Origin of the sequence: Myroides pelagicus, assembly GCF_009711055.1 — a bacterium.
In the GTDB taxonomy this organism is placed as follows: domain Bacteria; phylum Bacteroidota; class Bacteroidia; order Flavobacteriales; family Flavobacteriaceae; genus Flavobacterium; species Flavobacterium pelagicum.
In genome coordinates, this window is the sequence record NZ_WMJY01000016.1 from 41,167 (window position 1) to 53,234 (window position 12,068).

Genomic DNA, 12,068 nt, shown 5'->3' on the forward strand with positions numbered 1-12,068 from the left:
TGTAAAAAAAATGTCTTGGATGTAATTTTAATGACTTTATGTGGTTGGTTTTTAGTTGTTTAAAAATAAATAATATAGTAGGGGGAAATGAAAAAATACAATCCAGTTGATTAGGTGAGTAAAACAGTTCATAGGTCTTGATATTTTTAGTAAGTTTAGCATTAAACTTAAAAAAACAATTAATATGGAACCATTGATTATTGATTGGGAGCAAATGCCGACGTATAATACTGTTATGGCTTTAGCCTCAGGAGCAGCATTACTTTCAATAGCAGCTATAGGGAAGAATTTGATTAGCAGAGAAAAAGTAAATCCTCAAGGTTGGGCAATCAATTTATTTGCACTAGCTATAATCTTAGTGACAACAGGATTACACATGACTGTAGTATGGCCTTTGGCGAAGTATTTTCCTTTTGATAATATCGTTTTTGGAGAGCCTAGTTTGGTTCTAGGAGTTCTTTTATTAGTTATTGCTTTTTACTTTTACAAAAATAGAATTTCTATTGTGGAGGATAGTGATAGTTTAAAACAAGTATCGGCTGATTTACGTCATTTCAAATACATTATGATAGGTATAGGGTTGGGAATGATAGGTATTGCATTTGCTGGTGTTATCTTCCAGTTGTTTGCAGCTCCCAAAGAAGAACCTATTTCTGGAATGTTAGCAGATTATCCTATGGTAGAGGCCGTTTGTATTTCTCTTGTTTATGCAGGAATTGGAGTTGCATCGATTATTACTCCTTTTATATTGGAGCGATTTGCAACAGGAGACTATGAAAATCGCTTGGCTAAATATGGATATATCTTATTGCAATTAGTAGGGTGGACATGGTTGTTGTTCGGTGCTCTTAATTATTTCACACATATTGGACTAATCGTCAATACGATGGCGTAGTTATAGGTGTCTCAAAAATTAGGGTAAAAACATGGAATTAGTTGGAATAACAGATTTACAGCACAGAGAGGCTCTAACAGATATAGGTAAGACGCATTTAGGAGTGTTGAAGATTCTTTATGCGTGTAAGGGTACTTGTGTGGAGGTTGACTTTGAAACTTATAGTTGTGAGCAAGACACTCTATTTTTTTTTAATGAGGATCAACTCTTTGGTATTGATGATAAGGCTAGAGGAGAATTACTCTATTTTCACGGTGATTTTTATTGTATAGAAATACACGATAAGGAATTAGCCTGTGATGGAATACTGTATAGTAATGTGCTATCTCTTCCTCAAATAGGTTTGGGTTCAAGGCAGACCCTCTTATTTACAAATTTGTTTCAGCAAATTAAAGAAGAGCTGATTAATAAGGATATGTGGAGTCAGGAGAAGATACGTATTCTTATAAAGTTTATTATGATTGAATCGACCAGGCTTTGGGTAAGCCAGTCAAAAGATGAAAGACAAAGAATAGTCGAGAAAAGAGAGTTTACTAGACGGTTTAGTCAATTGGTAGATAAATATTATGCCAGTAAGCACAAGGTGTCAGACTATGCAGCACTTATGAATGTATCAACGGCAACGCTCAATAAACGTATTAGCAGTGATGAGGAGCAATCGCCAAGCTGTATTATTGTAGGTCGAATTATGCTTGAAGCAAAGCGTTTACTAGTTTATACCGATAAGAGCGTGAAAGAAATAGCACATAGTTTAGGGTACATTGATACCTCGTATTTCAATCGCTATTTTAAGATACAAAGTGGGTGTACACCTTTAGAATTCCGTGATAGAAGAAACTAAATGTTTCTTGAAATTTAGTTTATGGAGTAAGAAAAGTCCTATACTTTTCGCTTATGTCCATTGAACAGCAGTGCCTGTGGTGATAATTTTGTCTTTTAATTAAATCACATAGATATGAAAGCAACTATTAGTGCCAACTGGTCAGAGAGTTTTAAAAAAGGAGAAGGAGTATATACATCGGAGAATCCATTGCTCAATGGAGTGACCTATCACTTTATGAATCGCCCAAATAAACAGGCAGTATTGCCAGAGGAGTTTTTAGCAGCAGCTTATTCGGGGTGTTTTAATATGACATTAGCGATGTTATTGACAACTGAAAAATATGAGATTACAAGTTTGGACACGTCTTGTGATATTCATTACGATGAAAATAAATTGCTAAAAGCTGTACTAAATGTACAGGCAAAAGTAGCTACTATCGATAAAATTACATTTGAAGAAACAGCAAAAAAAGCAAAACAACTATGTCCTATTGGTCAAGGATTTGCTTTTCCAACAGAGCTGAATATAAACTTTGAGTAGTATTAGGTATACTTAGATAATAAATAGACAGGGATTCTTATTTTGAGAATATCCCTGTTTTGTTTTTTAAAGAATGTTAAGTTTATACGAAAAAACATTTTTTTGTTTGCTTTTCTATTGTGTTACTTCTTTAAAATTGTACTTTCGTGAATAAGGAAATAACCATAGAATATGGTTCCAATTAAAATAGAAATAAAAAACTTATGAGTCAAGTTAAACAAAATGACACAGTACGTGTACACTACACTGGAAAATTAGCAGATGGGCAAATCTTTGATAGCTCTGTGGAAAGAGGAGAACCAATTGAGTTCACTTTAGGACAAGGGCAGTTAATTCCAGGGTTTGAAAATGGAGTAATCGGTATGGAAGTAAACCAGAAGAAAACGATTGAAATTCCATTTGGTGAAGCTTACGGTGATGTTCAACAAGAAATGTTTATGGAAGTACCAAAAAGTCAACTTCCACAAGAAATGGAACCACAAGTAGGAATGGGATTAGTTTCAAGAAATCCTGATGGATCAGAAATTCAATTACGCGTGGCTGAGGTGAAAGAGGATACAATTATCGTTGATGCTAACCACCCATTGGCTGGAAAAGATTTAATTTTCGAATTAGAAGTTGTGGAGATTAAATAATTGACTATAGCTTTTTTAATAAGCAATTAAAGTCTGATATATATTAAAGCGTGTTAATCATCTAGTGATTAACACGCTTTTTTTTATATTTTCAATGTTTTTATTTAGTGGGTAAGTTTTTGGTTTCAGACATATTTACCCAAACAATAATCCCTGAAATAAACGTGATTAAGCCCGCTAGGTGAATAGCCCAAGTAAGGCTCAAAGCGTTAGCTACAATTCCTGCCATTAGTGCACCAATAGCATACCCCATATCGCGCCAAAATCGATATACGCCAAGTGAGGAAGCACGCCATAGAGGGTTTGCTACATCACTTACTCCTGCCAACAAAGCAGGGTAAACCATAGCAGTACCTAATCCCAATAGGATCGAACCTATCAGCCCTGCAGTTAGAGGTTCTAACCATTGGCTTCCAATAATTATGTGACCAAATACTTGAACGAACATTCCCCAGACAATGAGCGGTTTTCGTCCAATTTTATCTGCCAGAGGACCTGTAATTATTTGTCCAGCCCCCCATACAATAGGGTAGATGGCTTTGATCCAACCAATACCCTCTAGCGATACATTTAACGATAGGAAAAACAAGGGAAATACTCCCCAAGACATTCCGTCATTTAGGTTATTGATAAGGCCTGCTTGTGAGATGGAAAAAAGGTTTTTATCTTTATAAGAAGTTTGTTTAAATACCCACCAAAGGCTTGGTTTATCTTCTGTAAGGTCTGAATTAGATTGGGTTGCTTCTAAACTAGTATAAGCTCGGGTATCTTTAATAACGAAAATAGAGAGTAATAGTCCGGCAATAGTATAAACTATTCCAACATAAAAGGGCTGGGGTCTTAGGCCGTAGTTGGCTGCTAAGTATCCCGTAAGTAAGGCTGTAAGACCTACTGCTCCATACCCTGCCGCTTCGTTTAGCCCCATTGCAAGGCCACGACTTTTCTTACCTACAAGGTCTATTTTCATATTTACTGTCATACTCCAGGCAAGTCCTTGACTCATTCCCAATAAGATATTCGCTAGTAGTATCCAGTTCCATGTAGGGGCAAAGGCTAATAAAAAAGGGACAGGTAATCCTACTATCCAACCAGCGATAAGTACTTTTTTGCGCGTGTATTTATCAGCTAAGACACCAGATATTAGATTTGTAAAAGCTTTTACCACACCAAAGGCAATGATAAAGGAGAAGATGACAAGGTCTGATTGTATATTAAATTCCTGTGTTCCAACCAGAGGAACAACAGTTCGCTCAAGTCCGACCATTCCACCAACCAACATGTTGACAAGGATTAGCAAGGCAAATTGTTGCCAGTTTTCCTTTAGTCCTAACGCTATTTGTTTCATTTGTTTGTATGCTTGATTTTGTTAGACAAAATTGGCTCTAATACAGGAGATATTCTTTAACAAATGATAAAAAATGATCAAATAGAAGCTCGTATTCTACTTAAACTAACTTGGGTAATGCCTAGATAAGAGGCTATGTGTTTGAGTGGTATTTGATTGATTAAATTTGTTTGTGTAAGAAGCTCATAATAGCGCTCAGTAGCGGATTGGAACTGAAGACTTTCTACGCGTTTGGTAGTTTGTATATAGGCTTGTATAAAGATTTTATTAAATAGACGCTCTACTTCAAGGTTTGTTTCAAATAAACAGAAAAGTTCTTGTGCTGGGATAGCCACTACAGTTAAATCCGTTAATGCCTGTATTGCTTTAGGTGTTGTTCTCTTAGTAAAAAGACTTTCAGCTCGAATAATGATATTGGCATCAAAGGCAAAGTGTTCTGTGATGTCTTTTGCGTCTTTAAAATAATAAATACGCGCCACTCCTTTAGTGACAAAATATAGCGTTTTACACCGGCTATTTGGCTGTTGAATTACTTGGTTTTTACGATAATTTCGTATTTGCATAATATTGCTTAGTAAGCTACGACTTTCTGGGTTTTTGAGCAGGTAAATCTTATCAAAGTAGGTAAATATAGTACTTAGCATCGCTTAGAAATTAAATAGTTTGTATGTACTTATAGTAAGGAGAATAAATGTAAGAGAAATGAGGGAAATAAGCTTGAAAAGTTTTTGAAAAATTTCACGGGCAGGAAGTTGTTGATACGAGTATTTAAAAGTAAGAAATGGTAATTAAACAAAGATAAATAGCGTATTTAATACAAAGTCTTTTTCATAATAAAACAGGTCAGTATTCTTTTATTTGATTGAATGATTGGTGTTTATCTTTGCAATGCTGTTGCAAAAAGTACAAATTATAGCGATAGGATTGTTTTTGTATGTTAAATATACCTACCTTTATACCATGAGAAATTCACAGAACATTTTGTCTATCCTAATGCTATTACTTGTTGTAGCCTTTACTCAGTACCCATGTACGGATAGGTATTTTGTGTCTGAGTCTTTGGCAGAGCGTGTTTTCTCAGAATCATCAAATCCAATAGAAAAGCAATCCACTCATACATCGTCAGATATGTGTTCTCCACTTTGTGTATGTGCTTGTTGTGCTGCTGTGTCGAATGCAAAAGTCTATGTATTTCAACCTGTAACAACCTCTTTGTTGTTTTTTCAGGAGACACCCACTTATTCGGATAAATTGCCTCAAAAGGTAGATATTACCATCTGGCAACCTCCTAAGATAGTCATATAGTTTTACGGTATTTATAATTGATTATAGACAATGTATAATCATAAGACGTATTTGTTTAGAATCAATTGCGTAGCCAACTTAATTGGCTAGGTTATAAATACAATTGTGTTTTAAAATTACCTAAAATCAAATATGACATTCAGATGTTAGATAAAATCATAAATTTTAGTATTCGAAACAAATTTATCATAGGGTTATTTGTTGTAGGATTACTAATCTTAGGGACGTATTCTGTAGCAACATTGCCAATGGATACGCAGCCTGATATTACCAATAATCAGGTGCAAATTATTACAACTTCACCAACATTAGCCACACAAGAGGTAGAGCAATTTATTACCTACCCAATTGAGTTGGCTGTAAAACCAATCCCAAATATCAAGGAGTTGCGCTCAATTAGTCGCTTTGGACTTAGCGTGATTACTGTTGTATTTACAGAAGATACAGATATTTATTGGGCAAGAGCACAGATCACAGAGAAGTTACAGATGGCTCAAGAGAATATTCCAGCAGGAGTAGGAGTGCCAGAGTTGGCTCCTGTAAGCACAGGGCTAGGAGAGATTTACCAATATGTCGTATATCCAGAACAGGGATATGAAGATAAATATAATAGTATGGATTTACGTACTATTCAGGATTGGATTATCAAGCCTCAATTGATTGGGGTAAAAGGAGTAGCAGAAGTAAATACCTTAGGAGGTCAGCTAAAGCAGTATGAAATTGCTGTTAAGCCTGATCGTCTAAAAAGTATGGATACTTCTATTTTGGAGATCTTCAATGCACTAGAAGCTAATAATGAAAATACGGGAGGCGCCTATATTGATAAGAAGCCTTATGCATACTTCATTCGAAGTGTAGGAATGGTGAAGAGCCTTGTTGATATAGAAAAGATCGTAGTGAAGACCAATAATGGTACACCTGTGTTGATACGAGATGTAGCAGATGTTCGTATTGGTAGCAGTATCCGCTATGGAGCTGTGACTAAAGACGGTAAAGGGGAAGATGTGAGTGGAATGGTTATGATGCTTAAAGATTCCAATACTCAGGAAGTCGTAAAAGCAGTTAAAGAGCGCATGACTCAGATAGAGAAGACACTTCCTGAAGGGGTCACAATAGAGCCCTTTATAGACCGAACCAAGCTAATTGATAAAACAGTTAGTACCATACAAACCAATTTAATTGAAGGGGCATTGATTGTTGTTTTTGTGCTTGTGCTTTTATTGGGTAACTGGAGAGCGGGTCTTATTGTAGCTTCGGTTATTCCTTTGGCCTTGTTGTTTGCTATTTCGATGATGAAATTATTCGGGGTTAGTGGTAACTTGATGAGTCTAGGGGCTATTGACTTTGGGTTAATTGTTGATGGAGCGGTTATTATTGTCGAAGCTATTGTCCATAGACTTCATGCTGGTAAAAATAGGAAACTGACGCAAAAACAAATGAATGAAGAGGTTTACACAGCAGCGTCAAAAATCAGAACTAGTGCATCTTTTGGAGAAATTATTATTTTGATTGTATACCTTCCTATATTGGCTCTTACAGGAATTGAAGGTAAAATGTTTGGTCCTATGGCCATGACAGTATCATTCGCTATTTTAGGAGCTTTTATTTTATCCCTTACTTATGTGCCAATGGTTTCTGCTTTGTTTTTATCTAAGCAAGCAGGAAAAGAAAAACCAAACTTTAGTGATAAGATTATTGATAAACTATATAGTTGGTACAAGCCATTGTTAGAATCAGCGTTCAAAGTAAAACGATTAGTGTTGTTGATAGCTTTTGGTTTGTTTGCTTTTGCAGTGTTTGTATTTGGACGAATGGGAGGGGAGTTTATTCCAACTTTAGATGAAGGTGATTTAGCTACTCATCTTATTATTTCCTCAGGTAGTTCTTTGTCACAACAAATAGAGACGACAACTCGCGCAGAACAAATCTTAAAAGATCGTTTTCCAGAGGTGAAGATGGTTATTTCTAAAATTGGTAGTGCTGAGATTCCTACTGATCCGATGCCTATGGAAGCCGCAGATGTGATTATTATATTAAAAGAAAAAGACCAATGGACCTCGGCTAAGACAAAAGAAGAGTTGATTGGGCTAATGGAGGAAGCTTTAGAAGAAATACCTGGTGCAGGAACAGAGTTTTCTCAGCCTATTCAGATGCGGTTCAACGAACTCATGACTGGTGTTCGAAGCGATGTAGCTATTAAGATTTTTGGTGAAGATCTAGATCGTTTGGCTAGTATAGGAGATGAAATTAACGCAATAGTCTCTAAGGTTCCAGGAGTTGCAAGTACTAAACTAGAACGCGTAACAGGATTGCCACAGATATCGATTAAATACGATCCAAATAAACTAGCCTTGTATGGCTTGAAAGTGTCTGATATCAGTCAAATAGTACGTGCAGGTTTTGCAGGAGAGAAAGCAGGTTCAGTCTATGAAGGAGAGAAGAGATTTGACTTAGTTGTTCGGCTTAATCAAGGGGATAGAGGAGATATAGAAGATATTAAAAATGTATTTATCCCGCTGACTAACGGTCAGCAAATACCGCTAGGTCAAGTCGCTAGTGTCGACTATGAAGATGGTCCGCAACAGATCAGTAGAGAAGATGGAAAAAGACGTATCGTTCTTGGATTTAATGTACGTGAGAGGGATGTAAAAAGTGTAGTATCCGACATTCAGGCTTTGTTGGATAAAAAAGTAAAACTTCCAGAAGGGTATTATATCACCTATGGCGGGCAGTTTGAAAACTTAGTAGAAGCGACAAATCGCTTGATGATTGCCGTACCTATTGCTTTAGCGTTAATATTTGTGCTGTTGTATTTTACCTTTAAGTCGGTCAAACAATCATTAATGATTTTTACAGCTATTCCACTTTCAGCTATTGGGGGAGTGGCAGCCTTATGGCTAAGAGATATGCCATTTAGTATTTCTGCTGGGGTAGGATTTATTGCATTATTTGGTGTGGCTGTGCTTAATGGTATTGTACTGATAGGACAATTTAATCAATTAAAAAACGAAGGTATGGAATTATACGATCGAATTATCGAAGGGACAAAAATACGTTTGCGTCCAGTACTACTAACAGCAATGGTTGCTTCTTTGGGGTTTTTACCAATGGCTTTGAGTACAAGTGCAGGAGCTGAGGTGCAAAAGCCATTAGCTACTGTGGTTATCGGTGGTTTGATCACGGCTACATTCTTAACTTTAATAGTATTGCCTATCATCTATTATTATGAAGAAAGAGGTTTAGGGCTTGGAAAGAGAAGTAAAGCAGCTATAGCCTCTGTCATACTATTGCTGGTAAGCGTAGGAATGCAAGCACAACAAGTAAGAGAATTAACACTAGAGCAGGCATTAGCACTTAGCAAAGCCAATAACAAAGGTGTTAAAGCAGCTGAGTTAAACACTAAAGCGAAAAAGCAGATGGTGGGTAGTTACTTAGACTTGGCTAAGACAGATATAACTACAGGTTTTGGCTATTTGGATACGAAAGAGAATACCGATATAAATCTTTCAATAACTCAATCCTTTTCACCATTTACCTATGGCAAGAAAAAGCAAGTATTAAATAAAGCTTATGAGACAGCTGTTTTGGAACAGCAAACCATGGTCAATAATACGGATTATGCTGTCAGACAGGCTTGGGAGAATTTGCTTTATGGTTTGTCTAAAGAAGTGCTTCTAACAGAGCAAGCTTCTTTGCTAAAAGACTTTTCAAAATCAGCTAAGTTGCGTTATCAGACCGGAGAGACTACGCTGATGGAAAGTAATGTGGCTTCAGCAAAAGAACAAGAATTAAGGGTAATGATTACCCAAAACAGAACATTGATAAATAATGAAACTTCAAAGTTAAAGGCTCTTTTGAATTTAGAAGAAGACTTTGTACCTGTTAACCCTTCGATTGTTTATGACAAGCACGATGCGGATATGTCGTTTGATTTACACTTAAATAATACAATTGAGCTTGCCCAGAATAATGTAGAGACGATAGAAGCAAATAGAAAGTTAGAGAAATCTACACTTCTTCCTGATCTATCCGTAGGCTATAATATTAAGTCTAATTCAGCTACTATAATAGGGACAAATGGAGAACCTTTTTCTTATGGAAAACAGTTGAGAGTACCAAGTTTTACTGTTGGTATCTCTATTCCGATTTTCTTTGGCAGTCAATCCGCCAAAATACGTGCGAAGAAGTATGAAGTTCAGCAGGCTATGGCGCAAAAAGAGTATTTATACAAACAGTTAGAAGAGGCTGTTCAGCAGCAATTAGACATTATTAAAGCACAAGAACAAGTAATTGATTACTATCAAGACAATGCTTTAAAGAATGCTGGCTTGATCAAGGATCACGCAATGAAATCATATAATAATGGAGATATTTCATATGTAGAGTATATTCAATCTGTAGAGACAGCTTTGACTATACAAATGAACTATTTAGATGCTGTATTACAGTATAATATCAGTCATAATACCCTTCATTATTTAGTAAATCAATAACATTAGAACAGATGAAAAAGTCAATTATATATCTATCTCTTATTAGTAGTTTTTTATTGTTTAGCTGTAAAAAAACACAAGAGAATAAGGCAGAAGAAAGCAAAGTAGAAACTACGGAACAAAGTAGTGAGGCTGTAGCGGAAGGTGAATCAGGTAACAAAGAAGTCGAACTGACTCAAGCGCAGTATAATGCTTCAAATATCCAATTAAGTATATTGGGGAAGAAGAATTTAAGTGATGTCATTCGTGTAAATGGGAGTACTGAGTTACCTGCACAGAGTCAGGCTGATGTATCATCTTTTTTGAGTGGTACTATCACGTCGATTAATGTGAACTTAGGGGATTATGTAAAAAAAGGACAGACGATAGCATTAATAGACAGTCCTGAGTTTATTCAGTTAAAAGAACAGTACACTATATCAAAGAGTAATTTGGAGTATTTAGAGTTGGAGTACAAACGCCAACAAACCTTAAGACAAGAAAATGTAAATTCAGAAAAGACTTACCAGAAGACCAAGTCTGACTTAACGATAGAAAGGGCTCGATTTGAATCGTTGAGTAATCGGTTGAATTTAGTTAATGCAGCAGCAAATGCTAAGTCACTTAGAGTAGTGTCTCCTATTAATGGTAACATTTCTGCTATTCCTATTAAAATTGGGTCTAGCGTGATGGCTGGACAATCGCTTTTCTCAATTGTAGATAACTCTGAGCTACACTTGGATTTAATGGTGTATGAGAAAGACTTACCATTAGTGAAAGTAGGTCAGAAAGTATCGTTTAGCTTTACCAATATTGATGAAACTGTCGTGACAGCGAAGATATTTAGTATTACTAAATCATTTGAACCAGGAACCAAGACTGTAATTGTCCATGCTAAGATTGATAATGTCTTAGATACATTGATACCAGGCTTATATGTGAATGCTTTGATACACATCGGAGAAAAGACAGTTGATGCACTGCCTAATAAAGCCATAATCAAGGCTGATGGTCGAGAGTTTATCTTTATTCTAGAAGATGAGGTAGAGGAAGCAGGAGGAATGAGTTATCACTTTGAGCGTGTAGAAGTGAAGTCTGGCGTATCCGAATTAGGGTATACACAAGTAACGATTTTAGAGTCTATACCAGCAGATAGTCAAATTGTCATTGATGGTGCCTACTATGTGCAGAGTCATTTAGCAAAAACTTCAGGAGGAGCACCTGAACACGCACATTAATAAGTCAATAAAAACACTTTGACATAACTAAAGGCAGAGCATTTGTAGAAGTGTCTCTGCCTTTTTTAGTTACCTTATAAGGTGTATTTTATTGTTCAATTGAGTAAAGCACGGCTTGCTTTCCATCAAATAGAACATCTTTCTCGTATACTAAACCTATTTTTTGAAGAACCTTGATTGATCCGATATTGTCTTTCATCGCACGACCGATAATTTGCTTTAGGTTTAGATGTTTAAAGCCGTAGTCTAAACACACTTTAGCACTTTCAGTGGCATACCCTTTGTTCCATTGCTGTTCAAAGAAGCGGAAGCCGATATCGGTTTCCCCTTTCATTTCATGGTATTTGAGACCACACCAGCCTATGAACTGTTTGTCTTGTTTATTGATTACAGCCCATCTTCCATATCCGTTTAGTATATAGTCTTGGTAGTTTTCTAAAAAGACTCTAGCATGTTCAATGCTATCAAAAGCCCCGTCTCCTGTATATCTTGTGACATTTGGATTCTCGTTTAGTTTATAGAAGTTCTCTGCATCCTCAGGAGTCAATTCGCGTAGTAATAGACGCGGGGTTTCAAGAATTACTTTCACAATAAATAGTTTTGTTTAAAGGTAATAATTTTGAATTAATAACTGTTCGGTTTTTAGGGAAGCCTACAAAATGGGGAAGAATACATACCAACTACTTTTTCTAATTAATGAATTTCCTTCATCAAGAGCAGAAAAGGTTGTTTATATTCGACCTGAGTATCACGAAGTATTTTTTTTGTGCACCGAATCCCGAATCTTTTTAGGTGCACTTTTAAAAATAATGCGA

At 36.1% G+C, this 12,068-nt stretch carries 10 protein-coding genes; 7 read left to right on the plus strand and 3 right to left on the minus strand.

The window, feature by feature from the left end:
• The first annotated feature begins 184 nt into the window (after positions 1-184).
• The 4 genes from GJV77_RS08405 to GJV77_RS08420 all read left to right on the plus strand — a co-directional run bounded on the left by GJV77_RS08405 (position 185) and on the right by GJV77_RS08420 (position 2,893).
• Positions 185-895: a DUF981 family protein gene (locus GJV77_RS08405; RefSeq protein WP_155035926.1), complete on the plus strand. Its 711-nt coding sequence runs from the start codon at positions 185-187 to the stop codon at positions 893-895.
• Positions 896-926: 31 nt separating this feature from the next.
• Positions 927-1,736, plus strand: coding sequence for a helix-turn-helix domain-containing protein (locus GJV77_RS08410; protein WP_155035927.1), 810 nt, complete (start codon positions 927-929; stop codon positions 1,734-1,736).
• Positions 1,737-1,850: 114 nt separating this feature from the next.
• Positions 1,851-2,258 carry an OsmC family peroxiredoxin gene (locus tag GJV77_RS08415; RefSeq protein WP_155035928.1) on the plus strand — a complete coding sequence of 136 codons (408 nt, stop codon included), beginning with the start codon at positions 1,851-1,853 and terminating at the stop codon, positions 2,256-2,258.
• A 203-nt stretch (positions 2,259-2,461) separates the two neighbouring features.
• Complete coding sequence (locus GJV77_RS08420) at positions 2,462-2,893, plus strand: FKBP-type peptidyl-prolyl cis-trans isomerase (RefSeq protein ID WP_155035929.1); 432 nt, start codon at positions 2,462-2,464, stop codon at positions 2,891-2,893.
• A gap of 100 nt (positions 2,894-2,993) precedes the next feature.
• Here GJV77_RS08420 and GJV77_RS08425 read toward each other — a convergent pair whose 3' ends face one another.
• Positions 2,994-4,238: an MFS transporter gene (locus GJV77_RS08425; RefSeq protein ID WP_155035930.1), complete on the minus strand. Its 1,245-nt coding sequence runs from the start codon at positions 4,236-4,238 to the stop codon at positions 2,994-2,996.
• 77 nt (positions 4,239-4,315) lie between these two features.
• On the minus strand, positions 4,316-4,801 hold the full coding sequence (locus tag GJV77_RS08430) for a Crp/Fnr family transcriptional regulator (protein ID WP_205012525.1): 486 nt from the start codon (positions 4,799-4,801) through the stop codon (positions 4,316-4,318).
• A 397-nt stretch (positions 4,802-5,198) separates the two neighbouring features.
• On the opposite strand from GJV77_RS08430, the gene GJV77_RS08435 reads away from it, so the two are divergent.
• The 3 genes from GJV77_RS08435 to GJV77_RS08445 all read left to right on the plus strand — a co-directional run bounded on the left by GJV77_RS08435 (position 5,199) and on the right by GJV77_RS08445 (position 11,253).
• Positions 5,199-5,543 carry a hypothetical protein gene (locus tag GJV77_RS08435; RefSeq protein WP_155035932.1) on the plus strand — a complete coding sequence of 115 codons (345 nt, stop codon included), beginning with the start codon at positions 5,199-5,201 and terminating at the stop codon, positions 5,541-5,543.
• Between the two features lie 143 nt (positions 5,544-5,686).
• Positions 5,687-10,036: a CusA/CzcA family heavy metal efflux RND transporter gene (locus GJV77_RS08440; RefSeq protein ID WP_155035933.1), complete on the plus strand. Its 4,350-nt coding sequence runs from the start codon at positions 5,687-5,689 to the stop codon at positions 10,034-10,036.
• An 11-nt stretch (positions 10,037-10,047) separates the two neighbouring features.
• Positions 10,048-11,253 carry an efflux RND transporter periplasmic adaptor subunit gene (locus GJV77_RS08445; RefSeq protein WP_155035934.1) on the plus strand — a complete coding sequence of 402 codons (1,206 nt, stop codon included), beginning with the start codon at positions 10,048-10,050 and terminating at the stop codon, positions 11,251-11,253.
• An 88-nt stretch (positions 11,254-11,341) separates the two neighbouring features.
• On the opposite strand, the gene GJV77_RS08450 is transcribed toward GJV77_RS08445, so the two are convergent.
• Positions 11,342-11,842: a GNAT family N-acetyltransferase gene (locus GJV77_RS08450; protein WP_162521595.1), complete on the minus strand. Its 501-nt coding sequence runs from the start codon at positions 11,840-11,842 to the stop codon at positions 11,342-11,344.
• Between the last annotated feature and the right edge of the window lie 226 nt (positions 11,843-12,068).

Excerpts from the sequence above, each read along its gene's own strand:
- GJV77_RS08425 (WP_155035930.1), bottom strand. The coding sequence starts at position 4,238 with ATGAAACAAATAGCGTTAGGACTAAAGGAAAACTGGCAACAATTTGCC.
- GJV77_RS08445 (WP_155035934.1), top strand. The coding sequence starts at position 10,048 with ATGAAAAAGTCAATTATATATCTATCTCTTATTAGTAGTTTTTTATTG.
- GJV77_RS08440 (WP_155035933.1), top strand. The coding sequence starts at position 5,687 with ATGTTAGATAAAATCATAAATTTTAGTATTCGAAACAAATTTATCATA.
- GJV77_RS08405 (WP_155035926.1), top strand. The coding sequence starts at position 185 with ATGGAACCATTGATTATTGATTGGGAGCAAATGCCGACGTATAATACT.
- GJV77_RS08420 (WP_155035929.1), top strand. The coding sequence starts at position 2,462 with ATGAGTCAAGTTAAACAAAATGACACAGTACGTGTACACTACACTGGA.
- GJV77_RS08410 (WP_155035927.1), top strand. The coding sequence starts at position 927 with ATGGAATTAGTTGGAATAACAGATTTACAGCACAGAGAGGCTCTAACA.
- GJV77_RS08430 (WP_205012525.1), bottom strand. The coding sequence starts at position 4,801 with ATGCAAATACGAAATTATCGTAAAAACCAAGTAATTCAACAGCCAAAT.
- GJV77_RS08435 (WP_155035932.1), top strand. The coding sequence starts at position 5,199 with ATGAGAAATTCACAGAACATTTTGTCTATCCTAATGCTATTACTTGTT.
- GJV77_RS08415 (WP_155035928.1), top strand. The coding sequence starts at position 1,851 with ATGAAAGCAACTATTAGTGCCAACTGGTCAGAGAGTTTTAAAAAAGGA.